We start from the raw sequence: 25322 nt of genomic DNA, 5'->3' as shown, positions 1-25322 counted from the left end.
GGTAAGCGTAGCGTCACCGGGCAATAAATACCCCTTCATTTCCCCCGATAAACCAGCGTATAATCCCGCTCCTTTTGTCTATTTTTTCTTCGGAAGCATTATGAGCGCAATTTCCCTGATCCAGCCGGATCGCGACCTCTTCTCCTGGCCCCAGTACTGGGCAGCCTGCTTTGGACCGGCGCCGTTCCTGCCGATGTCCCGGGAAGAGATGGATCAACTGGGCTGGGACAGCTGCGATATCATTCTGGTGACGGGTGATGCGTATGTCGATCACCCGAGCTTTGGCATGGCGATCTGCGGCCGTATGCTGGAAGCTCAGGGTTTCCGCGTGGGGATTATTTCTCAGCCTGACTGGAACAGCAAAGACGACTTTATGCGTCTGGGTAAACCTAACCTGTTCTTTGGCGTGACCGCGGGCAACATGGACTCGATGATCAACCGCTATACCGCGGACCGTAAGCTGCGTCATGACGACGCTTATACGGCTGACAACGTGGCGGGTAAACGTCCCGATCGCGCGACCCTCGTCTACACCCAGCGATGCAAAGAAGCATGGAAAGACGTGCCGGTGATCCTGGGCGGCATCGAGGCGAGCCTGCGCCGCACCGCGCACTACGACTACTGGTCTGACACCGTGCGCCGTTCGGTGCTGGTGGATTCGAAAGCCGACATGCTGATCTTCGGCAACGGCGAGCGTCCGCTGGTGGAAGTGGCGCATCGCCTGGCGCAGGGTGAAGCGGTCAGCGAGATCCGCGACGTGCGCAACACCGCGATCATGGTGAAAGAGGCGCTGCCGGGCTGGAGCGGGGTGGATTCCCGCATTATCGATATGCCGGGCAAAATCGACCCTATCCCGCACCCGTACGGTGACGATCTGCCGTGCGCGGATAACAAACCAGTTGAGCCGAAGAAAGCGGAAGCAAAGGCCGTGGTGGTGCAGCCGCCGCGTCCGAAGCCGTGGGAAAAGACCTATGTGCTGCTGCCGTCATATGAGAAGGTCAAAGCTGACAAGGTGCTCTACGCACACGCCTCCCGTATTCTGCACCATGAAACCAACCCGGGCTGTGCCCGCGCGTTGATGCAAAAGCACGGCGAGCGTTATATCTGGGTTAACCCGCCGGCGATCCCGCTCTCTACCGAAGAGATGGACAGCGTTTTTGCCCTGCCGTACAAGCGTGTGCCGCATCCGTCATATGGCAACAGCCGTATTCCGGCGTACGAGATGATCCGCTTCTCGGTCAACATCATGCGCGGCTGCTTCGGCGGGTGCTCCTTCTGTTCGATCACCGAACACGAAGGTCGTATTATTCAGAGCCGTTCCGAAGAGTCGATTGTTAACGAGATCGAAGCCATTCGCGACACGGTCCCGGGCTTTACCGGCGTAATCTCCGATCTGGGTGGTCCAACGGCTAACATGTACATGCTGCGCTGCAAATCGCCGCGCGCTGAGCAGACCTGTCGTCGTCTCTCCTGCGTCTATCCGAGCATTTGCGAGCATATGGACACCAACCACGAGCCGACGATCAACCTTTACCGTCGCGCCCGTGACCTGAAAGGCATCAAGAAGATCCTGATCGCCTCCGGCGTGCGTTACGACATTGCGGTGGAAGATCCGCGCTACATCAAAGAGCTGGCGACGCACCACGTTGGCGGTTATCTGAAGATCGCCCCGGAGCACACCGAAGAGGGCCCGCTGTCCAAAATGATGAAGCCGGGCATGGGCAGCTATGACCGCTTTAAACAGCTGTTTGATACCTTTTCAAAACAGGCGGGGAAAGAGCAGTATCTGATCCCATACTTCATCTCCGCGCACCCCGGCACCCGTGATGAAGACATGGTGAACCTGGCGCTGTGGCTGAAGCAGCGTCGATTCCGTCTGGATCAGGTGCAGAACTTCTACCCGTCGCCGCTCGCTAACTCGACGACCATGTATTACACCGGCAAAAACCCGCTAAGTAAGATTGGCTATAAGAGTGAAGACGTGGTGGTGCCGAAAGGGGATAAACAGCGCCGTCTGCACAAAGCGCTGCTGCGCTATCACGACCCGAAAAACTGGCCGCTGATCCGTCAGGCGCTGGAAGAGATGGGGAAAAAGCACCTGATCGGCTCGCGTCGTGATTGCCTGGTGCCTGCGCCAACGCTGGAAGAGATGCGCGAAGCGCGCCGCCAGAACCGCAATACGCGCCCGGCGCTGACCAAGCACACGCCAATTGTGCATCAGCGTTCGAACGGTGGGGCTTCGGGGACGAAAAAAACGGGAAAACGTAAGATCGGATAACGATGATGCCCTCACCCCGGCCCTCTCCCACAGGGAGAGGGTGGAAAGCATTCCCTCTCCCTGTGGGAGAGGGTTAGGGTGAGGGGAAACTACCCGCCAAACTGATCCGGATCCGGGCCTAAACGTTTACCTTTATCCAGCTTCGCAATCTCACCCAGCTCGTCTTTATCCAGGCGGAAATCCCAGACGTCGAAGTTCTCGGCGATACGCGATGGCGTGACCGATTTCGGGATCACCACCAGACCGCTATCCAGATGCCAGCGAATGACGATCTGCGCCGGCGTTTTGCCGTACTTATCCGCCAGTTCACGAATGATTTTCTGGTCAAACACCCCTTCGCCGCCCTGGGCCAGCGGGCTCCAGGATTCGGTCTGGATCTTGTGCGTGGCGTTCCACGAATGAAGCTGGCGCTGCTGCATCAGCGGGTGTAGCTCAATCTGGTTAATCACCGGCGCGACGCCCGTTTCATCAATCAGGCGTTGCAGGTGATGAACCTGGAAATTACAGACGCCGATGCTTTTTATCAGCCCCTCTTTTTGCAGCTCAATCATCCCTTTCCAGGCATCAACGTAATGGTCGATAGCCGGTACCGGCCAGTGCATGAGATAAAGATCGACGAAATCGAGCTGGAGTTTCTCCAGGCTCTCCTGCAACGCTTCGCGGGGACGCTTTTGATCGTCGTTCCACAGCTTGGTGGTGATGAATAACTCATCGCGGGGAATGCCAGCGCTGGCAAGCGCGGTCCCCACGCCGTCCTCGTTTTTATAGGCGGCGGCGGTATCAATGGACCGATAGCCGACTTCCAGGGCTTTATGAATGGCGGAGACGACCTCGTCGTTACCGGCTTTCCATACACCTAGCCCCAGCTGGGGCATCACGTTGCCGTCCTGTAGCTTGATTACGGTTTGGTTTGCCATTTTTCCTCCTTCAGGTGCTCATCGCCGGAGGGAACCTCCGACGATGTGATGTGCATTAAGTCTGGACGAAATGTCAAAAAACGAAAGTCAGGATCCTAAAAACGCTTAGCGTGCCGCTTCGTAAATACGACGGCTGACGTCCAGGGTGATGTCGCCGTGCTCGCCGATCTGCGTCATACCGTGTGCTTCCAGCTTCGCCAGCAGGGCAGGGATGGAGCTGCCGTCCAGGCCGTAGTCAGAGAGACGCGTTGGCACGCCCAGGCTTTCAAAGAAGTGACGGGTGGCTGCAATTGCGGCATCAATACGCGCATCGTCGGAACCCTCGGTGATGTTCCAGACGCGTTCGGCGTACTGGAGCAGTTTGGCGCGTTTAGCGTCACGTTTTTCATTCCACAGCGCAGGCAGAACCACCGCCAGCGTCTGGGCGTGATCCAGGCCGTGCATCGCCGTCAGCTCGTGACCGAGCATATGGGTCGCCCAGTCCTGTGGCACGCCTGCACCGATAAGGCCATTCAGTGCCTGTGTTGCAGCCCACATCACGTTAGCACGCACGTCATAGTTTTCAGGTTCTTTCAGCGCTTTCGGACCTTCTTCAATCAGCGTCAACAGAATGCCTTCCGCGAAACGATCCTGAATTTTGGCGTTCACCGGGTAAGTGACGTACTGCTCAACGGTGTGAACAAAGGCGTCGACCACGCCGTTCGCCACCTGACGCGCAGGCAGGGTATAGGTGTAAACCGGATCGAGGATCGCGAACACGGGCTGAACATGTTCGTTCATAAAGGCCTGCTTGTCACCGGTGGTTTTACGGGAGATGACCGCGCCTTTGTTGGACTCAGAGCCGGTGGCCGGCAGCGTCAGCACGGAGCCCATCGGGATCGCACTGCTGATGTCGCTGCCGCCCGTTTCCAGAATATGCCACGGGTCGATGCCGTCAGCGTAATGCGCTGCCGCCGCGATGAATTTGGTGCCGTCCAGCACGGAACCGCCGCCCACCGCCAGCAGGAAAGTGATCTGCTCCTCACGGGCGATTTTTACCGCGTTCATCAGCGTTTCATAAGACGGGTTAGGCTCGATACCGCCGAACTCGCGTACGTCCAGCCCTTCCAGAGCGCTGTAAACCTGATCCAGTACGCCGGTTTTTTTCACGCTGCCGCCGCCGTAGGTAATCAGGACGCGGGCGTCCGTCGGGATTTGCGCGCGCAGGTCAGCGATAGCGTATTTACCAAACAGAATGCGGGTTGGGGTGTGAAGATTAAAGTTGTTCATGGCTTGTTCCCTGTAGTGGGTAAAAAATCGTGGTGGCGCAGAAGGCAACCTGATGCTGCACATTGTGGCGGGCAGGCGCTATCCTCTCAATGCACATTCCTGCCGATGTCTTGCCCATTTCTACAGCGCTCTGGAGAAACGGTAAGAAAATGCGCACACTGTTAGCGTCGGAAACCGTACCCGGAGTAACTGAAAATGAACCGTGATGCCATCTGCCGCCAGCTAACGTCGCAGATTAAAAGACTGATAGATAACGGAAATGATTCGGCTGAGCTGTTGCCGGATATCCGATTGCTCTACGGTACCCAGCCCGGAACGCGCACCCCGGTGATGTATCAGCCCGGCATCGTGTTTCTCTTTTCTGGCCATAAGATTGGCTATATCAATGAGCGCGTGTTCCGTTACGACACCAATGAATATCTGCTTCTGACTGTACCTTTACCCTTCGAATGTGAAACTTTCGCGACAGAGGAGGTACCGCTGGCCGGGATCCGCGTCAACGTCGACATTCTCCAGTTGCAGGAGTTGCTGATGGAGATTGGGGAGGACGAACTTTTCCGGCCGTCGATGGCGGCAAGCGGTATCAACTCCGCGACCTTATCGGAGGAAATTCTCTGCGCGATTGAACGCCTGTTAGACGTGATGGAAAGGCCTCTGGACGCGCGTATTCTCGGAAAGCAGATTATCCGCGAAATTCTTTACCATGTGCTGCTGGGACCGGGCGGCGGGGCGCTGCTGGCGCTGGTAAGCCGGCAAACGCACTTCAGCCTGATTAGCCGCGTGCTGAAGCGCATCGAGAGCCAGTACACGGAAAACCTCAGCGTTGATCAGCTGGCGGCGGAAGCCAATATGAGCGTCTCGGCGTTTCACCATAACTTTAAATCCGTCACCAGCACGTCGCCGTTGCAGTACCTCAAAACCTACCGTCTGCATAAGGCGCGGATGCTGATGATCCACGATGGCATGAAGGCCAGCGCCGCGGCAATGCGGGTCGGGTATGAAAGCGCGTCGCAGTTTAGTCGGGAGTTTAAGCGTTACTTCGGCGTCACGCCGGGGGAAGATGCGTCACGTATCAGAACCATGCAGGGAGCGTGAGGGGAAACGGAGGCCGGGTAAGCGGTAGCGCCACCCGGCTTTTATTTATGCGCTGCAATACTTTTTCTTGATCACCACCGCAATGGTACCCACCAGCCCTGCAACCAGCAGGAAAATCGGCAGGATCATCAGGAAGGTCATCACCTGGTCTTCATGGCGCTTAACAAAGGGGATCATATTCAGCGCGTAGCCGAGTGTGGTGACCACGCCCACCCAGAGCAGGGCGCTCAGCCAGTTGAAGAACTGGAAGCGGCGGTTAGAGAGGCCTGAAATACCCGCCATGGTAGGCAACAGGGTGCGAACGAACGCCAGAAAACGCCCGGCAAGCAACGCCAGCAGGCCGTGACGGTCAAACATGCAGGTCGCGCGCTGATGATATTTATGCGGCAGCTGCGCCAGCCAGCCTTTCACCACGCGGGTGTTTCCAAGCCAGCGCCCTTGCAGGTAGCTCAGCCAGCATCCGAGACTGGCCGCAGAGGTGAGGATCACCATTGTCGGTGCGAAGTCCATCACGCCCTTGCCGATTAACGCCCCTGCGAGCAGGAGCAGGCTGTCACCGGGTAAAAATGAGGCTGGCAGTAATCCATTTTCCAGAAACAGCGTCGCGAACATCACGAAATAGACAATCCCGACGACATGTGGGTCCGCCAGCGCGGCAAAATCGTGTTGCCAGAGCGCCGTGATGATATTTTGAATAACAGCCATGGACTTTCCTGTGGAACAGCAGATATAACGCTATTGTACTCCCAATTTTGCCTGTCGGGGTTGATCGCAGGCGCATCTCATACAGACTTTTCTGCTTGCGGTGTTCAGAATGGCGTCCAGGGAGTACATGTCAGCCAGCACTTTACACGATGCGCTCAAATCCTGCCGATAAATCCGCAATTAAATCGTCCACATTTTCCAGCCCGATATGCAGGCGGATTAAGGTCCCCTCGAAGTCCACCTCGCCGCCCGGGCGCAGGGCCGCAATCTGCTCCGGCTGATTGGGCAGGATCAACGATTCAAACCCACCCCATGAATAGGCCATGCTGAAGAGGGTAAAGTTATCCAGATAGCTTGCCAGCTCGGCGTCATTCAGGCGCTTCTTAAGAACAAATGAGAACAACCCGCTGCTGCCCGTAAAGTCACGTTGCCAGTATTCGTGGCCCTTGCTGCCAGGCAGCGCCGGATGGTTAACGCGCTCCACCTGTGGATGCAGCGCCAGCCACTGTGCAATTTGCAGGCTGCTTTCGTGATGCTGACGCAGACGCACGCCGAGCGTACGGATGCCCCGGCTGGTCATGTAGGCGGTATCGGCATCCACCATCTGGCCCATCAGGTAGGCGTTTTCACGCAATTGCTCCCAGCAGCGGGCATTAGATACCGCCGTACCGATCATGCCGTCTGAGTGGCCAATCAGGTATTTGGTCGCCGCCTGAATGGAGATATCGATGTCAAATTCCAGGGCTTTAAACAGCACACCTGCCGCCCAGGTGTTGTCGATCATGATGATCGCTTCCGGCGCTATGCTGCGCACCGCCTTCACGATGGCCGGGACGTCATGCACTTCCATGGTGATGGAGCCGGGAGATTCCAGGAACACAACGCGCGTGTTGGGCTGAATAAGCCCGGCAATACCGGCCCCAATCAGCGGATCGAACCAGCTGGTGGTGACGCCGAGCTTGCTGAGTATTTTGGTGCAGAAGTCCTGGCTTGGCTCGTAGGCGGTATTGGTCATCAGGATGTGGTCACCCTGTTCAACAAACGCCAGAATGGTATTGGCGACCGCCGCCGCACCGCACGGGAACAGCGCGCAGCCCGCGCCGCCCTCCAGTTCGCACATGGCTTCCTGCAACGAGAAATGGGTTAACGTGCCACGGCGACCGTAAAACAGCCCGCCCTTCGCGCGATTACGCGTGGCGATTTTTTTATCTTCGACGGTATCAAACACCAGCGAGGAGGCACGCTGGATCACGCTGTTGACCGAGCCCTGGGTGTATTTTTTACTGCGTCCTGCCTGCACCAGCGTGGTCTCAAGCTGCTTTTTAGTCATGTTCGCTAACCCTATTTTTATACGTCTGGACGTCCAGACTACCACGATTGTCAGAATGTGCATCCGGATGCTTATCGAATAAGCAGAAAATATTATCAAATATTCGCATAAGAAATTTTTACTGCGTAAGCGCAAGGAAAGTGAGCGAAAATTACGGCACTATGTAAATACTAATGAGAACTACTATCAATTCGACGACGTTTTGATATTATTACGTTCAGATTGTGTGATTTGCGTCCTGGAGATACAGAGTGGGTAATAATTTGATGCAGACGGATCTCTCCGTTTGGGGCATGTATCAACATGCTGACATCGTCGTTAAGGTTGTGATGATCGGCCTGATTCTGGCGTCCGTGATCACCTGGGCTATCTTCTTCAGCAAGAGCGCCGAACTTCTTTCACAAAAACGCCGCCTCAAGCGTGAGCAGAAGCAGCTGGCGGAAGCCCGCTCTCTGGATCAGGCTTCTGATATCACCTCATCCTTCCATGCGAAAAGCCTGACTACCCTGTTAGTGAACGAAGCGCAGAACGAGCTGGAACTCTCCGCAGGCAGTGAAGATAACGAAGGCATTAAAGAGCGTACCGGCTTCCGTCTGGAGCGTCGCGTTGCGGCCGTGGGTCGTCATATGGGCCGCGGTAACGGCTACCTGGCGACTATCGGCGCTATCTCCCCGTTCGTCGGCCTGTTCGGTACCGTCTGGGGCATCATGAACAGCTTTATCGGTATCGCCCAGACGCAGACCACTAACCTTGCGGTCGTCGCGCCGGGTATCGCAGAAGCGCTGCTGGCAACGGCTATCGGTCTGGTTGCCGCTATCCCTGCGGTAGTTATCTATAACATCTTCGCGCGCATGATTGGCAGTTACAAAGCCACACTGGGTGACGTTGCCGCGCAGGTTCTGCTGCTGCAAAGCCGCGATCTGGACCTGAACGCCAGCGCCGTTAAACCGGTGCATGCGGCGTCCAAACTGCGCGTAGGTTGATTGTATGGCAATGCGTCTTAATGAAAATCTGGACGATAACGGTGAAATGCATGAGATCAACGTGACGCCGTTTATCGACGTCATGCTGGTTCTGCTGATTATCTTTATGGTTGCCGCGCCGCTGGCGACGGTGGACGTGAAGGTGAATCTGCCAGCGTCCTCCAGCCAGCCGCAGCCGCGTCCGGAAAAGCCTGTCTACCTGTCCGTGAAGGCCGATAAGTCCATGTTCCTGGGCAACGATCCGGTGACGGATGCCTCGGTTATTCCGGCGCTGGACCAGCTGACCGGCGGCAAGAAAGACACCACCGTCTTCTTCCGCGCGGATAAAACCGTCGATTATGAAACCATGATGAAGGTAATGGACACGCTGCATCAGGCGGGATACCTGAAGATTGGTCTGGTCGGCGAAGAGAAAGCGGCCGCGAAGTAAAACGAAGGCGAAGCCGCCTTCCGTGCCGGGTGGCGGCTTCGCCTTACCCGGCCTACAATCTCAGGCTAGCGCCGCCGGGCGAACCACGTTGTCAGCAGTTAGAAGATGTTGTTGACGCCTCTTCATCGAGCGCCACGCAGGTGACGTTTGATGTGCGATAGTTGCCTTCCGAGAGTTTACGGGTCAGGCGCAGGGTGGCTGTCTCGCGTGCCAGCAGGTACTGATAGTTCGCCTCCAGTCGCCCAAGGATCTTCTCTTTAAGCTCAGGGCGCTGCTCAATAATGGCGTTCATCACCGCGCCGTAAATCTCCTCTTTGGCCTGCAAGGCATAAATTTCCCGACGGTTCTGCCATTTCAGGCGCACCAGCGTGGCCGGAATCGAAACCAAGTCCTGCGTTATTCGCGTCATCTCGTCATTTTTTATCTTTTTCAGGGCGTCGAGATTCTGCTTTAAGATAAATTCATCGCTTTTCTTATCATCTAAAGTCAAATAAACGTTATTACCGCTATCATCATTCACGTTAATCATCCCCCAGGTTATAAAAAATGGGATTGCTTTTTTCACGCGTAATTAAGTTAAGCCAAATTTCATTGCCAGCTTCATTTATTTGCTGTGTTTTCTCGGCCATTATTTGACTTAGAGCCTGGGCATCTATTTCCCCTTCGGCCTGTAAATCATTTAGCAGATGAACTAAGGCTTCAATCTTGATGGCACGAAATAACCGTTCTTTTAAATGGCGATCGTGCTCTTCCAGCACCATATTACGGGATTTGCCGGTGCGTGAAACACCAATTAATATATCGGCTTCATAGTCGGAGAGTTTTCTTTTTCCTTGAGTGAAATTCGCCTCTTTATCTGCTTCCGTCGAAGGCTGTTCCACAGGCGTAATGTGGTACTTTGCCGGGACAAGATTGTCGGGCAGCATTTTAATTTCCTTTAATTTCAAAAGGGTGGGGTTGGAAAAAGGGTGAGATTCGTTGACAATATCATGAGGCAATTTTAAAATCAAAAAAAATGGAGCCTACCCATGAACAGCATTTTCTTCACGGTCGTAACGTTACTATTACTGACCGCTGGCGTGCTTTTATTGATGCAAGAGTTCAATAAAACGAAAGTGTCAAATGACGCCAGTGAACCACCGCAGCCTGAATTGATGTCCAAAGAGGAGGGGGAAGATCATTTCTCCGTCTTGATGAACGCCGTGACGCCAGTCTGGTACTGGCGGGTGAATCACGAATATATCGATTTTCTCCATGCGACAATTAAGCGAATGAAAATGGCCGAAATTAATGATACGCCCGGCCTGTTCGACGCGCAGCGCCGCTGTAGCGACCTTAATTCGGCGGTCTATAAATATTACGACAATATCAAAAAGCGCTGTCTGAATGGCGAGAAGGTGTCGTATTCCGATTTAGACGTATTAAATCTGCGCCAGTGTTTTCGCGAGTTTAGCCTGGAAGCCTACCCGGAACTGGTCGCACTGGTCTGGCCGGAGTATGCGCGTCCGGATGTGGATCCCAACGAGGTATAGTTGAGATATACTGAGCGCTGGTTTCGTTTGCAGACAGGATTTTATGGAACGCTTCTTTGAAAACGCAATGTATGCCTCTCGCTGGCTGCTCGCACCCGTCTATTTTGGTCTCTCTCTGGCGCTGGTCGCCCTGACGATCAAGTTCTTCCAGGAGATATTCCACGTCCTGCCAAACATTTTCTCCGTGGCAGAAGCCGATTTGATTCTGGTTCTGCTGTCGCTGGTGGATATGACGCTGGTAGGAGGATTACTGGTGATGGTGATGTTCTCCGGTTATGAGAATTTCGTCTCTCAGCTTGATATCGCCGAGCACAAAGAAAAGCTCAACTGGCTGGGGAAAATGGACGCCTCATCGCTGAAAAATAAAGTCGCGGCGTCGATTGTGGCGATTTCGTCTATTCACCTGTTACGTGTCTTTATGGATGCTAAAAACGTCCCGGATAATAAGCTGATGTGGTATGTGATTATCCACCTGACGTTTGTACTGTCGGCGTTTGTGATGGGCTATCTGGATAAGATCAGTAAGAAATAAATTTACAGCGCCCCTCACCCTGCCCTCTCCCCTCTGGGGAGAGGGTTAGGGTGAGGGGCGAAAGCATCGGACCGCACTATTTATTTATCCGACGACGCCTGCCACAAATTCAGCTCACCATCCGCCACGTGCTGGTCAATCCGCGTCAGTTCATCTTCGGTAAAGCACAGGTTATTCAGCGCCTGAACGTTCTCTTCCAGTTGCTCCGGGCGGCTCGCGCCGATCAGCACCGACGTTACACGTGTATCTTTCAACAGCCAGCTTAGCGCCATCTGCGCCATCGTCTGCCCGCGCGCGTGCGCCATCTCGTTCAGCAGACGAAGGCTGCTCAGGTTGGCTTCGGTCAGCATTTTCTCCGTCAGGCCACGCACTTTCTTCCCTTCGCGCTGCATACGTGAACCGTCCGGAATACCGTTCAGGTATTTCCCGGTCAGCAGGCCCTGCGCCAGCGGGGTAAAGGCGATACAGCCCGTTCCGTTTTTCTCCAGCGCGTCCAGCAGACCAGTCTTGTCGACCCAGCGGTTAAGCAGGTTGTAAGACGGCTGGTGGATCAAAAGCGGGATCTTCCACTCGCGCAGCAATTCGGCCATCGCCGTCGTGCGTTCCGTGGAGTAGGACGAAATGCCGACGTACAGCGCTTTTCCGCTCTGCACCGCGTGTGCCAACGCGGCGGCGGTCTCTTCCATCGGCGTGTTTTCGTCTACGCGGTGAGAATAGAAAATATCCACATACTCCACGCCCATGCGTTTCAGGCTCTGGTCGAGGCTGGCGAGCAGATACTTACGTGAACCGCCCGAACCATACGGTCCTGGCCACATGTCGTAGCCCGCTTTGGTGGAGATGATCAGCTCGTCGCGATATCCGGCAAAATCTTCTCGCAGCAGGCGGCCAAAATTTTCTTCAGCGCTGCCTGGAGGGGGGCCGTAGTTGTTGGCAAGGTCAAAATGGGTAATGCCGAGATCGAAGGCCTTACGCAGCAGCGCGCGCTGGGAATCGAGCGCCTGAATGTGGCCAAAGCTGTGCCACAGACCCAGCGACAGCGCCGGTAAGCGCAGGCCGCTTTTGCCGCAGTATCGGTACTGCATGTTTTCGTATCGGCCGGTGTAAGGGTGCCAGGACATGATGTCTCCTTTCTTATCGGTGAATTTTCGAAACAGCGTTTTTATTCTAAGCTTATCAAATCATAAATCATGGAGATAAGCGATGACGCGCCTGACTGCCAAAGATTTTCCGCAAGAGCTGCTTGATTACTATGACTATTACGCCCACGGTAAAATCAGCAAACGCGAATTTCTGAATCTCGCGGCGCGCTATGCCGCAGGCGGCGTAACGGCGCTGATGCTGTTTAATATGCTTAAACCCAACTACGCCCTCGCGGAGCAGGTTAAATTCACCGATCCCGATATTCGTCCGGAATACATCACTTATCCCTCGCCCAATGGTCACGGCGAAGTGCGCGGTTACCTGGTGAAGCCGGCCAAAGCTACCGCGAAAACGCCCGCGGTAGTGGTCGTGCATGAGAACCGGGGGCTGAATCCGTATATTGAAGACGTGGCACGACGCGTGGCGAAAGCGGGGTATATCGCGCTGGCTCCCGACGGCCTGAGCTCGGTGGGGGGATACCCCGGCAACGACGACGAAGGAAAGGTTTTGCAGCAGAAGGTCGACCCGACAAGGCTGATGAACGACTTTTTTGCCGCCATAGAGTTTATGAAAAATCATCCGGAAGCCACCGGGAAGGTGGGGATTACCGGTTTTTGCTACGGCGGCGGCGTATCGAATGCCGCCGCCGTAGCGTATCCGGAACTCGACTGTGCGGTGCCCTTCTATGGTCGTCAGCCGCGGGTGGAGGATGTGCCAAAAATTAGCGCGCCGCTCCTGCTTCATTATGCCGAGCTGGACAAAAATATTAACGAGGGCTGGCCTGCCTATGAAGCCGCGCTGAAATCAAATAATAAGGTTTATGAAGCGTATATCTACCCCGGCGTAAACCATGGATTTCACAACGATTCTACCCCACGCTATGACCAGCCCGCAGCCGAGCTGGCCTGGTCAAGAACGTTAAGCTGGTTTAAAAAATATCTGGAATGATAAGCCCTGCTTAAATAAATCATCACAAAGGGTTATCTTTTCCCCTGTCCCTGCCGATAACGAGGGTAGTACTCGCCTCTGGGCGAATTCACCCTCACGGCAAGGAATACTCAATGAAGATGCTTCGTAATTTCACCATCCGTTTCGTCATGCTGACGGTACTGGGGATCTTTTGTGTCATGTGGGCAGGCGTGGGGCTTTACAGCACCTGGTCTCTGTCTCGTGTTTCTGATGGTAATGACGTTGACCGCCAGCTGGTCAGGCAAATGACGGTGCTGAGCCAGGGCAACGATCAGTATTTCCGTTTCGTCACCCGCCTGAGCCGGGCGATGGAAGCTAAAGCAGCGGGCGGCACGCCGGACCTGGCTCCTGCTCAGCAGGCGCTGGATAACATGAGTAAAAAGCTGGCAGAGATGAAGGCTATCTCCCCGGGCCCGATGGATGAAAAGGTCTCTGCACAGGTGATTTCCACCTGGCAGGCGCTGCTCGATCGGGGCGTTACGCCTCAGATGGTGCAGGCAAAGCAGGCGACGCTCGAAGGCTATCGTCAGCATGCCAACAACGTTACGCCGCCGCTAAGCCGCGCGTTTGGCGCCGCGGTTGAGAACTTTAACAATTCTGCGGTGAAGGCGCTCGACAGTACGCGCGTTGTGGTCGACAGCCTGACCAGCATGACCCGGACGGTGATTATCACCGCCACGATCGTGGGTCTGCTGATCCTGCTGTTCACCGACCGCTACCTGGTGGCGCTGCTGGTAAAACCGCTGGAGCGTATCCGTCAGCAGTTCCGCCAGATTGCGCAGGGCGATCTCAGCCAGCCGATTGAGCCCATTGGCCGCAACTGCGTGGGGCAACTGGTTCCGCTGCTGAGCGCCATGCAGGACAGCCTGCGGGAGGCGGTCAGCACGATTCGTTCCGGCAGCGAAAATATCTGGCGCGGGGCAACGGAGATCTCCAGCGGGAATAACGATCTCTCTTCGCGTACCGAAGAGCAGGCCGCTGCGCTGGAAGAGACCGCGGCCAGCATGGAGCAGCTTACCGCAACGGTGAAGCTGAACGCCGAAAGCGCGCGCCAGGCCAGCCAGCTTGCGGATGTCGCCTCCAGTACGGCCAGCCGCGGCGGGTCGCTGGTAGATGATGTGGTCACGACCATGAGCGGCATTTCGGACAGCTCGAAGAAAATTGCTGAAATCACTACCGTTATCAACAGCATCGCCTTCCAGACCAATATTCTGGCGCTGAACGCCGCGGTGGAAGCGGCTCGGGCCGGGGAGCAGGGGCGCGGTTTTGCGGTCGTGGCGGGTGAGGTGCGTAATCTGGCCAGCCGCAGCGCGAATGCGGCAAAAGAGATCGAAGGGCTGATTGCGGATTCCGTTGCCCGCGTGGAGCAGGGGGCGCAGCTGGTGAACGATACCGGCACGACGATGGAAGCTATCCTGCGCGACGTGACGGAGGTGACCGTCATTATGAAGCAGATCGCCACCGCGTCAGAGGAGCAGAGCAAAGGTATTTCTCAGGTCGGCGTAGCCATCACGCAGATGGACGGCGTGACCCAGCAGAATGCCTCGCTGGTGGAGCAGGTTTCCGCCGCTGCGGCTGCACTGGAACGGCAGACCGAAGAACTCCAGCGCTCAGTGCAGAAGTTCCGTCTCTCCGCGTAACATCATCGCGTCAGGCCGTCTCTGGCGGCCTGACATTTATCGCTCTGAATAATCTGTGTCACCTGCGACAGCTGACCGATTTTCACTTCGCTTGCCCGCATAAATTTACTTTTGTCGATCAGCAGCAGCGACTGGCTGGCCCGGTTTAACAGCAGCGCCTTAAAGCCCGCGTTGTGCTCGGACGGATCCCAAAGGACGCCATGCTCATCAACCCCTTCACACGAGAAGATAAACAGATCGATCTCCAGCCCTTTAAGCTGCGTCACCAGCGCCGGATTAACATAGCAGCGATACTTACGCTCAAGCGTTCCGCCGGAGCAGATAAGCGTGATCCGCTCGCGCTTCGCCATCTCGTGGCAGACAGGCAGGCTATTGGTAAACACGGTGAGTTCGATATCCGGAAGCTGGCGCGCCAGATGAAAGCAGGTCGAGCTGGCGTCGAGGGCGATGGTCATCCCTTCGCTGATCCAGCCCAGCGCATGTCGGGCAATATCGGCTTTGTCAGCATAATGGCTTTTCAGGCGTGCGCCAAAGGGTTCACCGCTGTCGCGGCTGTCCGGGTGAATCAGACGCGCACGCCCGTGCTGGCGCAGAAGTTTCCCCTGCTGCTGTAACGACTTCAGATCCCGGCGGATCGTCTCTTTGCTGACGGAGAGCTTTTCAGCCAGGGCATCAGTGGTCAGCCAGTCGCTTTTACTCAGCAGGGTGATGATGCTCTGCTGTCGGGTCGCTTTTAGCGTCTGGTCTGGCATTCGAGGATCCTTGCGCACGCGTGCTGACTCATTTTTCTCATCGCAGAAGAGGGGCGGCGAACCGCCCGGTCATGGGTCAATCCTGACGTTTATCTTCCGTCTGGGTATCGAAGTCGCTCGCTGAATGGCGCTCATGCAGCTGCTCGTTCAGCTCGCCGTTGGTGCGGTTAACAATGCGCCCGCGTTTAATGGCCGGGCGATTCGCCACATCTTTTGCCCAGCGCTGCACGTTGGTGTACTTCCCGGCGTCGAGGAATTCGGCGGCGTTGTAGACGCTGCCCAGCGCCACGCAGCCAAACCATGGCCAGACTGCCATATCCGCAATGGTATATTCCTCACCCGCTACATAACGACCGCGCCCCAGCTGCTTGTCCAGCACGTCGAACAGGCGTTTAGCCTCCATGGTGAAGCGATCGATAGCGTACTCAATCTTCACCGGCGCGTAGTTATAGAAGTGGCCAAAACCGCCGCCGAGGAACGGGGCCGCGCCCTGTAACCAGAACAGCCAGTTCAGGGTTTCCGTTCGTCCTGCCGGATCTTTTGGCAGGAAGTGACCAAATTTCTCGGCCAGATAGAGCAGGATATTGCCGGATTCAAAGACGCGCGTCGGCGGGGTGGTGGAGTGGTCACACAGTGCCGGGATCTTCGAGTTCGGGTTCACGTCGACAAAACCGCTGGAGAACTGATCGCCCTCACCGATGCGGATTAACCATGCGTCGTATTCCGCGCCCGTCACGCCCAGCGCCAGCAGCTCTTCCAGCATGATGGTAACTTTCTGTCCATTCGGCGTACCCAGAGAGTACAGCTGGAGCGGGTGCTCGCCCACAGGCAGCTCTTTCTCGTGCGTAGCGCCCGAGACGGGACGGTTGATATTGGCGAACGCGCCGCCGTTATTCTGTTTCCATTCCCACACTTTCGGTGGCTGATAGGTGTTATCTGACATGTTGGCCTGCCTTTTTGGTGTTGTGTTGAGGCAGTGTAGCAGGAGATAGGGGAACCGTTTAACGATGCGAGCGTAATGGGCAGGGCGGGTGTATGATAACGCCACCTCTGTCAGTTAATTACAACGTGCAGACGACGACAACCCCACAAAAAAATTGCCGCCTGCCTGTTTTAGGTTGGACACATGCGTAAAGGAACGTTAAGCAGTGACGCACCCTTCGGGACGTTATTAGGCTATGCGCCGGGTGGCGTGGCGATTTACTCTTCAAATTACGGCAGTCTCGATCCGCGGCACTATCCGGAAGACGCGGAATTCCGCAGCTATATCGGCAACGAATACATGGGCCATAAATGGCAGTGCGTTGAGTTTGCGCGCCGTTTCCTGTTTCTCAACCACGGGTTTGTCTTTACCGACGTCGGGATGGCGTGGGAGATCTTCTCCCTGCGTTTTTTACGCCAGGTGGTAAACGACAATATCCTGCCGCTACAGGCCTTTGCTAATGGCTCGAAGCGCGCGCCGCAGGCCGGTGCGCTGCTCATCTGGCAAAAGGGCGGTGAGTTTCAAGAGACCGGCCACGTCGCCGTCATCACCCAGTTGCTGGACGACAAAGTGCGCATTGCCGAGCAGAACGTTATTCACTCTCCGCTGCCGATGGGGCAGCAGTGGACGCGCGAGCTGCGTCTGAGCGTTGAGAACGGTTGCTATACGCTTCATGATACGTTCAGCGATACCGAGATCCTCGGCTGGATGATCCAGACGGAGGAGACGGAACACAGTATTCCTCAGCCGGAGATCGACGGTGAGCTGCTGAAAATCAGCGGCGCGCGGTTGAAGAACAACCGTCAGTTCGACGGAAAATGGCTCAATGAAAACGACGCCCTGCAACAGGCGTACGTTCGCGCGAACGGCCACGTTATTAACAACGATCCCTGCCAGTACTTCACCATTACCGAAAGTGCCGAGCAGGAGCTGATCAAAGCCACCAACGAACTGCACCTGATGTACCTTCATGCCACCGACAAGGTGCTGAAAGACGACAGCTTACTCGCGCTTTTCGACATCCCGAAAATTCTCTGGCCGCGTCTGCGCCTCTCCTGGCAGTGGCGTCGTCACCATATGATCACCGGTCGTATGGATTTCTGCATGGATGAGCGCGGCATTAAGGTTTACGAGTACAACGCGGATTCCGCCTCCTGCCATACCGAGGGCGGGCTGATTCTTGAAGAGTGGGTGAAAAACGGCTATCGCGGCACCGGCCACAATCCGGCGGAAGGGCTGCTGGAAGAGCTGACCGGCGCCTGGAAGCACAGCCACGCGCGGCCGTTCGTCCATATTATGCAGGACAACGATATCGAAGAGGATTACCACGCGCTCTTTATTCAGCGCTCGCTGATCCAGGCCGGGTTTGAAACCAAAATCCTGCATGGACTGGGCGCGCTGAGCTGGGATGCCGCCGGGCAACTGATTGATGATGAAGGCCGTCACGTCAACTGCGTATGGAAAACCTGGGCGTGGGAAACGGCGATCGAGCAGATCCGCGAGGTGAGCGAAACCGAGTACGCCGCCGTGCCCATCCGTACCGGTCACCCGAAGGGTGAAGTGCGCCTGATTGACGTCCTGCTGCGCCCGGAAGTGCTGGTCTTTGAACCGCTGTGGACGGTGATCCCAGGTAACAAGGCGATCCTGCCGGTGCTGTGGCAGCTGTTCCCGAACCACCGTTACCTGCTGGATACCGATTTTGAGGTGAATGCGCTGCTGAAACGGACAGGCTATGCCGTTAAACCGATAGCCGGACGCTGCGGGAGCAATATCGATCTGATCGGCGCCCAGGATCAACTGCTGGACCAGTCCAGCGGCAAGTTTGTTGACCGCAAAAATATCTACCAGCAGCTATGGTGCCTGCCAAAGGTTGACGGCAGATACATACAGGTCTGCACCTTTACCGTGGGCGGAAACTATGGCGGAACCTGTCTGCGTGGGGATGACTCGCTGGTGGTGAAGAAAGAGAGCGATATTGAACCGCTGATTGTGGTGAAGGATAACTAATTCATACCCGCGACAAAAAAGCCCCCGCCGGATAACCTGCAGGGGCTTTTTCTTACTCTTCTTCCTCTTCCTGCTGCTCGCTGATCTTCAGATCAATGATGCGGCCGATCTGGTCATGATAGACCGTCAGCAGGTTGTACTGGCTCATCTCGGACATAATTTGCGGCGTGACGTTAAAACTTTGGGCAAGCTCGTCATGGCGCAACATTTGCGGATGACGCCGCCTCACATGCGCGCGGCGGCGATTGTACTGATACCACAGGATCAGCAGCCAGCCGTTGAACGCGGCAATCAGCAGATAGACCAGCACTGTATTAAAAGAGGCGATAATCACGCTCCAGCGGTGATCGCTCTCCTCGGTTAACTGCATCCACAGCCTGGCATACAGGAAAAACAGGAATCCTCCCCAGGCTATCAGCGTTAATGCGGCATCGAAAAGACGCGGTGCCAGCCGATGTTCAGTCAAAATTAACGTATTCTCGTTCATTGAATGCTCCCTTTTCCCCGGTCCGGACTGATCCAGCGCGCGCGGGCGCGTTTACGTTTAAGCATGACTTTCGGAAATGCCACGAGGGTGGTAAACAGGCCAATCATCCAGTACACCATCGGGAACCAAATCACCCAGAACAGCGAGCCTGCCACTTTCCGCTCGTAGCGCCGCTCGATATACAAACTGACGAGGAATTGCAGCAGGCACATCACCCCCAGCAGCAGCCCGGTAAACGCCGGGGGAAACAGACTCGCAACGGCCAGGTTCGCGGGAAGAGGGATAATATGGCTAAGAATGAACAACACCACGGTCGCTCCATAGGCAAACGCCCACAGCGTTGATAGCGCGTACTCGAGAAACAGGGGCCACATCCGATGATGTTCCCAGCGGGCCATTTTGCGCAGGTTAACCAGAAACACCTCTGCACCGCCCTGAGCCCAGCGCAGACGCTGTTTCCACAGCCCCTTGAGCGTCTCCGGCATCAGGATCCAGCACAGCGCCCGCGGCTCGAAAAAGATATCCCAGTGGCGCAGCTGAAGCTTCCAGCTTATGTCAATGTCCTCTGTGATCATATCCGGGCTCCAGTACCCGACATCCGCCAGCGCCTGTCGGCGAAAGGCGGCGATGACGCCGGAGACCGTAAAGACCCGGCCATAGATCCGCTGCGTTCGCTTGATAAGACCAATAATGGAAGAAAACTCGCCCACCTGAATACGACCAATCAGCGTTGAGCGCGTGCGAATACGCGGATTTCCGGTGACGGCCCCAACGTGGGGATACTGAATCAGCGGTGCCACCAGATACGCGGCCGTATCGCGATCGAGCAGGGCGTCGCCGTCAATGCAGACCAGCAGATCGCCCCGGGCCGCCGCCGCACCAGCCTTGAGCGCCACGGCTTTCCCCTGATTCTCCGCGAGATTAATCACCCGCAGGCGCGGCTGCTCCTGCGCCAGTTGATGCAGCACCTGCGCGGTATTGTCCGAAGAGCCGTCGTTGATGGCGATAACCTCAACATTCCAGTACCGCTGACCCAGCGCGGCGCTAATGGTCTCCCGTGCGTTGCGTTCCTCATTAAAGCAGGGAATAAGAATCGAGATTAACGGTTCACCGGCTAAGGCGGGCGCGGGTGTTGCGTTATCCCACGACCAGTGCCGTTCAAGCTGAAACCAGAAATAGAGGCCGCCGGTTACCCAGAGCACGGACATAAACAGCGGCCAGAAAAAGACAAAGTCCAGAATCAGTTCGCCGGTAAACAGCGCGGCTACGCCTAACGGCAACCCGAATACCAGACACAAAATAGAGAAGGCGATAATGCGATCAGTCATTGTCAGGATACCAGTACGAAGAAAATTCAGGCCTGATACGAGAAATATCAGGTTGGTTGTTGAGAAAGTCGTCGGGGTAATAACCGTAATTTTTGATGCCGTTCAGCTGGAGCACCTGCATCCACTCCACCAGACGTTCATCGGCTACGGCACGCTGCGGTTTCTGCGCCCAGTCCCTGGCCTGTAGCTCAAAAATCGTTTTATTCAGCGCGCCGGGGCGTGCGGCGACGGCTTTGACTAAACGCGTCAGCCAGGCATTGCTCTCTTCTGCCGGGACGGACTCCATCAGTGGCATTGCCATCGGCACCGTCCAGTCGTAGGCCGACAGAAAATCATCCAGATTTTGCGCAAACCACGCTTCGCTTTCGGGCTGCAGAATGGGGAGGGCGAACATATTGCGCGCGGTCTTGATCTGCGGGCCACGGATGTTTTTCACCGCCTGGCTCAGGGTGCGGGTAAAGCCGATAAGCTGCTGGCTTTTCTGGCGCGTCGTCTTCTGCCCGGCATCGTCAACGTCCGTCAGCACCGCGTCGTCATGGAACAAGATCCCGTTGAAGCTGGCATAGCGGGCCAGATCTTCATAGATCTCCGTCACCTGCTGGCGAACCTGCGCACTCCATGGGGAGAGCCGGATATAGGGCTCGGCGGCCACGGTCAACTCTCCCGTTTGGCGATCCCGGCGCTGCACGCGCGGCAGGGCTGGACTGAGATCGAAAGAGAGGACCGGCATCCACGCAAAGACTTTCACTCCCGCGCGGGTTTGTAGCTGCCAGGCGACAAAATTAAAAAGATCGGCCCGGACCGGAAGACGACGGTTGGGGAAATAGAGCGCGCCGATCCTGCCGTCGCCCCGCGGATCCGAAAACGCCTGGAGAAACACATGGCTGATTTTCATGTCGTAGACCCGCTGGACGAGTTTGTTGATGTTTTTCGTCTGCTGGGCCGGATCGGGATCGTAGACATAATCGAGATCAACATGCATGACGCGCACCGGGTCAAACTCCTGAACGCGGTTAACCGTGTTGGCAAAGGTTTTTATCGACGGATTTCCGGCAATCAGCAGGCGCGGGATGTTGCCGAGGTCGCGCACGTTTGCCAGCCCGTCCTCCAGGGTAAAGGCCAGCTGATAGCCCTGTTTCTGGGCGATAGCGAGCGATGTACCGTTGGCAGCCCCATAGGGCCACACCCAGGCACGCGGCGCTTTTCCCGTCACCTGGGTGATTTTTTCGGTGACTTTCCGTACGTCTGCGGCGATCCGCTGGTTGAAGTGTTCATCGGTTTCGTAATGCCCCGTCGCGTTATCGAAAAAACGGTTGGCGATAGCGGGTTCACGGCTTCCCTGCGGGTTGGCCGGGATGCCGTAATGCGAGGCCCAGGTATGCGAGCCAATTTCAACCAGCGGGGAGCGGCTTAACTCGCGCACCATGTCCCATGTCGCGAACCGATCGCGGGGCGTCATCAGACCGCCGAAGTTAACTTTTTGATTTGCCGGCGTATCCACCCAGCTGCCCACCGGCGCCCACAGCGCAGGAACGTTCCAGGCCTGAAGCAGGGGCCAGACGCGGGTGTAAAAGCTGCTGTAGCCGTCGTCGAAGCTGAGCAAAACGGCTTTCGGCGGCAGCGCTTTTTTTCCTTCATGCGCATCCACAATGTCCTGCACGCTGATGGCGTGATAGCCGTTGTGCAAAAGCCAGCTTATCTGCTCGTTTAACGCGCTGGTGCGAACGGAGAGGTAGCGCTGATCGGCGGCATCATCTTCGACGTCGTGGTAGGCCAGGACCAGAAACTGATTCTCCGGCCAGGGTTTGCTGGCCTCCAGCTGCGGCCTCTCTTCAGGAGCCATAAAGGAGAGCGGCTGCGCGCAGAGGCTCGCGCTGAGGCAGAGCCAGCCGATGACGATCAGGCTTACAGAAAAACGTGTATTCAGCATATTCATCCTTAAAAGCGTAAAGTCGCATCTAACGTGACGGAGAGATTGCTCTCGCGTTTGCCGTCGTAAGGGCGTTTATCCCAGTTCAGCATCACGCCAGTATCGACAACGTTGTTCCACTGAATGCGTTGCCCGTAACCCAGCAGGGTAATGGCGCCAGGCGACTGATTTTTCTGCCAGTAGCTGCCGCCGCCTGCCACGAACAGCTGGCTCCAGAGGGTGTCGTAGTGGCGGTACATCTCATGGTCAACGGACAGGGCTGCCGTCACGGACAGATCCCGTGCCGGGTTGTAATAGAGCGTATTCCGCAGGCTGTTATTACTGGCGGCGATCCCCGGTTCGAGATCCAGCGTCAGGGTCGGGGTCTGCCAGAGACGCTCTTTCCCAGAGAGGGTGTATTCCTGACGGCGGTTGTGGTCTGAGAAGCGGCTGACGGCGGCGTTGAACTGGTATTCACGTCGCTCGTTTTGATACCAGCGCACCCCACCTTCACCCCGGTTGGCACTGATCCCATTGCGTAATGCCCGTAAGGGTGTCGCGCGTGATAAGCGCTCGAGGCTACCGCTGACCTGCCAGTTATCACTCAGGCTGTAGGTTGTTGAGAGCCGTGCACCCGGCCTGTTTGTGCCGTGATAGCGGTTGCTGGAGAGCTCGGCTTCGAGCGTGAGGTCACGTGGGCGCCACTCAACGCCGCCCAACAGGTGGCGGCTGATGCCTTTACCTTCGTCGAAATTCCCCTGTGCATAGCGGGCGCCAGCAAATAGCCGCCAGTTATCCGCCACGGGTGGGCCATAGAGCGTGGCGTCCCAGCTCATGTCGTGGCTACCGCTGACGGGGTTATCTGAGTGCAATCCTTTACCCGCGTTCAGACGCAGCTCTGACATATGGTGGACCGCTCTGAGCCTGTCCAGGCGGCGGGCGCTGCGATCGGCGGGGGCGCGAGCAATTACGTCATCAGCCAGTAAATCCATCTGGCGCCACTCCTGAAGGTCCATTGCGACGTAAGCCTGCTGTTTTTCAAGCTCCAGATTCGTGGGTTCGAGCGCCTCTGCTCGTTTAAGCTTTTGCTCGGCCGCGCGCGGCAGGCCCCTGGCCTGAAGCAGGGCGGCATAATCAATCTGTAATCCCTGATTTCCCGGCGCCGTTGACGCCAGACGATACGACAGCTTTTCGGCTTCCGACAGGGCGTTGGTCGCCAGCAAATAGTTAAGTTTGAGTGACTGTCCGGTGAGCCACCGATCGTTCGGCTGAGCGGTCGGGGATCCGAAATCGTAGCGGGTCCAGGGAACGCTGCGGGTCTCGCGCTCAACGTAGCGGCGGGCGGTTTGATACTGCCCCGTATCCAGCCAGGCGTAGAAAAGCGCATGCTCCTCATCCTGCGGATCGGAGGCGTAGTGTGGATAGCGTTGTACAAGCGAGAAGGCGGCGACGGTGTTTTTCTCCTGCAAATATGCAGAGATCACCCAGCCGATGGCCCAGTCCGGCACCGGATGCTGTGCGGTCGTCAGCGCCTCATATTCGCTAATAACCTGCCGGTAATCACCCTGCGCATACAGCGCGCCAAGCCGATCGATACGGGCAAGGATGATGTCTTCAGCCGCCTGCGGTTCGTTTTGCCAGCGGGAAAGCAGGACGTGATAGCGATCTAATGCGTTTTGTGCCAGCCGCAGCCGCTCTTTCTCCGTTCTGCCAGGCACATCCGCCAGGCGTACCTTTTCAGCCGCGGCGTTACGCTCAAGGCGGCGACGCTCCGCGGGGGACATCGCTGCGCTTTGCGACAGCCAGAGTGCGGGCGTGCTTACCCGGTTATCCGTTAACGCATCGATCGTCTCGCGAAGAAGGGCGTTATTCCCTGGTGCGGCGTTTAGCGCGCGCATGTCCGCCAGCAGCCGGTCCCCGTTTTTTCCCTGGCGCATCCAGACATAGGAGAGCGTCTCAAGGTGCGCGGGAGAAGGATCGTCCTTAACCAACTGCCGGGCTTTCGAAAGCGCGAGGCGATCTCTGCGGGCATCGGCCAGGGTCTTAACATAGCCGATGCGGTAATCGTCGTTGTCCGGCGCAAGGCTGAGCGCCTCTTTCCACAGCGATAAGGCGGATGGCCAGGCTTTTTGGTTTCTTCTGGACTGGGCGACAGCAGCGATGGCGCGAGCGGGCAGCGGCATATAAATACCATAACGCTGCCAGACTCGAATAACCTCATCATCGCGTCCTGCCCAGGAGGCTACCTGTAACCAGTCCGCAACCTGTCCAGGTGTTAAAGCATGCTGTTGCTCATAGCGCTGTAGGTAATCAAGAAACAGAGCGTAATTACCGTTACGTGCCTGTTGTATCTGATGCTCATAAACGGATTCATCAGCCTGAACCAGAACAGGAAAGAGTAAAAGCAGGAACAATAATATTGTGGTGCGATAAAAGAATAACGTAGTGAAGCTAAGCGATCTTTCCATATCTATTTGCCATTTGTTTATCGTGAATCCATTGCATAACACGGCCGCCTTTTAACTCTGCGTTAAAGGGCATAAAGGAGAACATTAAATCTGAATGATGCTACGTTATGGGGTACTTACTTAAAGGTAATTATGCGCCCTCATCTCAGTGGTCTGATTGGGCTTAATGTACACCCGATGTGTTGGGGGATAAATAAGTTGAAAAGCGGCTGGGAGGTTTTGAGATAATTCTGGAAGAAGTAAGTTTTTTAGATAATTCAGCGCAGGATTGTTCTTTTTAAATTATTGATATTAAATGTTTTTTCTTTTGCTGTTTGCAGTTTTTTTATATTTGAAATGAAGTTCTGCTGAGTTAATTAAAGTACTTTCTGGTGCATGTTTGGGAAGTTTCATGACAAAAATTCTTAATGTTCAGAGAAGTGACTTTTCTGAAATTCTTTTTTATTTATAATTAACGACAGGCATTGAGTGATAGTCTGCAAAAAGTCTAGCTCACCAATGTCATATTGAGGGATGATCAAAGCCAGAAAACATTTGCCGTTAATGTAAAGCGCTATAAACGAAAG

22 protein-coding genes are annotated in these 25322 nt (G+C 55.9%); 9 read left to right on the top strand and 13 right to left on the bottom strand.

Annotated features, from left to right (window positions below):
• Nucleotides 1–100 precede the first annotated feature (100 nt).
• Nucleotides 101–2278: a YgiQ family radical SAM protein gene (locus ACOT0L_RS15140; protein WP_046618810.1), complete on the top strand. Its 2178-nt coding sequence runs from the start codon at nt 101–103 to the stop codon at nt 2276–2278.
• 89 nt (nt 2279–2367) lie between these two features.
• Here ACOT0L_RS15140 and dkgA read toward each other — a convergent pair whose 3' ends face one another.
• Nucleotides 2368–3195: a 2,5-didehydrogluconate reductase DkgA gene (dkgA, locus tag ACOT0L_RS15135; RefSeq protein WP_023298605.1), complete on the bottom strand. Its 828-nt coding sequence runs from the start codon at nt 3193–3195 to the stop codon at nt 2368–2370.
• Nucleotides 3196–3300: 105 nt separating this feature from the next.
• Nucleotides 3301–4464: an alcohol dehydrogenase gene (gene yqhD, locus ACOT0L_RS15130; RefSeq protein ID WP_126503495.1), complete on the bottom strand. Its 1164-nt coding sequence runs from the start codon at nt 4462–4464 to the stop codon at nt 3301–3303.
• Nucleotides 4465–4659: 195 nt separating this feature from the next.
• On the opposite strand from yqhD, the gene ACOT0L_RS15125 reads away from it, so the two are divergent.
• On the top strand, nt 4660–5559 hold the full coding sequence (locus ACOT0L_RS15125) for an AraC family transcriptional regulator (protein ID WP_017382749.1): 900 nt from the start codon (nt 4660–4662) through the stop codon (nt 5557–5559).
• A 45-nt stretch (nt 5560–5604) separates the two neighbouring features.
• Here the strand turns inward: ACOT0L_RS15125 and yghB are convergent, their stop codons facing one another.
• Entirely contained in the window at nt 5605–6264 is a 660-nt protein-coding gene (yghB, locus tag ACOT0L_RS15120; RefSeq protein ID WP_015571869.1) for a DedA family general envelope maintenance protein YghB, read from the bottom strand.
• Between the two features lie 142 nt (nt 6265–6406).
• A complete protein-coding gene (metC, locus tag ACOT0L_RS15115) occupies nt 6407–7594 on the bottom strand; it encodes a cystathionine beta-lyase (RefSeq protein WP_023306940.1) in 1188 nt (395 codons plus the stop codon).
• Between the two features lie 251 nt (nt 7595–7845).
• Here metC and exbB point away from each other — a divergent pair, with 251 nt between their 5' ends.
• A complete protein-coding gene (gene exbB, locus ACOT0L_RS15110) occupies nt 7846–8577 on the top strand; it encodes a tol-pal system-associated acyl-CoA thioesterase (RefSeq protein ID WP_023298602.1) in 732 nt (243 codons plus the stop codon).
• A 4-nt stretch (nt 8578–8581) separates the two neighbouring features.
• A complete protein-coding gene (gene exbD / locus ACOT0L_RS15105; RefSeq protein WP_023298601.1) occupies nt 8582–9007 on the top strand; it encodes a TonB system transport protein ExbD in 426 nt (141 codons plus the stop codon).
• Between the two features lie 91 nt (nt 9008–9098).
• On the opposite strand, the gene ACOT0L_RS15100 is transcribed toward exbD, so the two are convergent.
• Nucleotides 9099–9536, bottom strand: a complete 438-nt coding sequence (locus tag ACOT0L_RS15100; protein WP_063850070.1) for a hypothetical protein — start codon at nt 9534–9536, stop codon at nt 9099–9101.
• Nucleotides 9529–9933: a hypothetical protein gene (locus tag ACOT0L_RS15095; RefSeq protein WP_023330187.1), complete on the bottom strand. Its 405-nt coding sequence runs from the start codon at nt 9931–9933 to the stop codon at nt 9529–9531. Before ACOT0L_RS15095 ends, ACOT0L_RS15100 begins: the two co-directional genes overlap by 8 nt.
• Before the next feature lie 102 nt (nt 9934–10035).
• On the opposite strand from ACOT0L_RS15095, the gene ACOT0L_RS15090 reads away from it, so the two are divergent.
• Together ACOT0L_RS15090 and ACOT0L_RS15085 are read left to right on the top strand one after the other, a co-directional pair.
• Nucleotides 10036–10539: an ESA_00282 family adhesion-associated protein gene (locus ACOT0L_RS15090; RefSeq protein ID WP_023298598.1), complete on the top strand. Its 504-nt coding sequence runs from the start codon at nt 10036–10038 to the stop codon at nt 10537–10539.
• 43 nt (nt 10540–10582) lie between these two features.
• Nucleotides 10583–11071 carry a TIGR00645 family protein gene (locus ACOT0L_RS15085; protein WP_006811956.1) on the top strand — a complete coding sequence of 163 codons (489 nt, stop codon included), beginning with the start codon at nt 10583–10585 and terminating at the stop codon, nt 11069–11071.
• A gap of 80 nt (nt 11072–11151) precedes the next feature.
• Here the strand turns inward: ACOT0L_RS15085 and ACOT0L_RS15080 are convergent, their stop codons facing one another.
• Nucleotides 11152–12192: an aldo/keto reductase gene (locus ACOT0L_RS15080; protein ID WP_023298596.1), complete on the bottom strand. Its 1041-nt coding sequence runs from the start codon at nt 12190–12192 to the stop codon at nt 11152–11154.
• 82 nt (nt 12193–12274) lie between these two features.
• Here ACOT0L_RS15080 and yghX point away from each other — a divergent pair, with 82 nt between their 5' ends.
• Nucleotides 12275–13162 carry a YghX family hydrolase gene (gene yghX / locus ACOT0L_RS15075; RefSeq protein WP_048966576.1) on the top strand — a complete coding sequence of 296 codons (888 nt, stop codon included), beginning with the start codon at nt 12275–12277 and terminating at the stop codon, nt 13160–13162.
• A 113-nt stretch (nt 13163–13275) separates the two neighbouring features.
• A complete protein-coding gene (locus tag ACOT0L_RS15070; protein ID WP_022649391.1) occupies nt 13276–14823 on the top strand; it encodes a methyl-accepting chemotaxis protein in 1548 nt (515 codons plus the stop codon).
• A gap of 2 nt (nt 14824–14825) precedes the next feature.
• On the opposite strand, the gene fucR is transcribed toward ACOT0L_RS15070, so the two are convergent.
• Complete coding sequence (fucR, locus tag ACOT0L_RS15065) at nt 14826–15575, bottom strand: L-fucose operon activator (protein ID WP_126503493.1); 750 nt, start codon at nt 15573–15575, stop codon at nt 14826–14828.
• 76 nt (nt 15576–15651) lie between these two features.
• On the bottom strand, nt 15652–16518 hold the full coding sequence (gene yghU / locus ACOT0L_RS15060) for a glutathione-dependent disulfide-bond oxidoreductase (RefSeq protein WP_126503491.1): 867 nt from the start codon (nt 16516–16518) through the stop codon (nt 15652–15654).
• Between the two features lie 183 nt (nt 16519–16701).
• Here yghU and gss point away from each other — a divergent pair, with 183 nt between their 5' ends.
• Nucleotides 16702–18564, top strand: coding sequence for a bifunctional glutathionylspermidine amidase/synthase (gss, locus tag ACOT0L_RS15055; RefSeq protein ID WP_126503489.1), 1863 nt, complete (start codon nt 16702–16704; stop codon nt 18562–18564).
• 52 nt (nt 18565–18616) lie between these two features.
• On the opposite strand, the gene pgaD is transcribed toward gss, so the two are convergent.
• Genes pgaD through pgaA form a run of 4 tightly spaced genes read right to left on the bottom strand, consistent with a single transcriptional unit; the run spans nt 18617 to nt 24756 of the window.
• Nucleotides 18617–19051 carry a poly-beta-1,6-N-acetyl-D-glucosamine biosynthesis protein PgaD gene (pgaD, locus tag ACOT0L_RS15050; protein WP_126503487.1) on the bottom strand — a complete coding sequence of 145 codons (435 nt, stop codon included), beginning with the start codon at nt 19049–19051 and terminating at the stop codon, nt 18617–18619.
• Entirely contained in the window at nt 19048–20379 is a 1332-nt protein-coding gene (pgaC, locus tag ACOT0L_RS15045; RefSeq protein WP_022649386.1) for a poly-beta-1,6-N-acetyl-D-glucosamine synthase, read from the bottom strand. The genes pgaD and pgaC overlap by 4 nt, the downstream gene beginning before the upstream one ends.
• On the bottom strand, nt 20372–22309 hold the full coding sequence (pgaB, locus tag ACOT0L_RS15040) for a poly-beta-1,6-N-acetyl-D-glucosamine N-deacetylase PgaB (RefSeq protein WP_126503485.1): 1938 nt from the start codon (nt 22307–22309) through the stop codon (nt 20372–20374). The genes pgaC and pgaB overlap by 8 nt, the downstream gene beginning before the upstream one ends.
• Nucleotides 22310–22317: 8 nt before the next feature.
• Nucleotides 22318–24756 carry a poly-beta-1,6 N-acetyl-D-glucosamine export porin PgaA gene (pgaA, locus tag ACOT0L_RS15035; protein ID WP_126503483.1) on the bottom strand — a complete coding sequence of 813 codons (2439 nt, stop codon included), beginning with the start codon at nt 24754–24756 and terminating at the stop codon, nt 22318–22320.
• Between the last annotated feature and the right edge of the window lie 566 nt (nt 24757–25322).

The organism is Enterobacter cloacae complex sp. XAL002 (assembly GCF_049236805.1).
GTDB classification, from domain to species: Bacteria; Pseudomonadota; Gammaproteobacteria; order Enterobacterales; family Enterobacteriaceae; genus Enterobacter; species Enterobacter intestinihominis.
The sequence above is the reverse complement of the archived record's forward strand: the minus strand, read 5'-3'. Positions and strand labels throughout refer to the sequence as shown.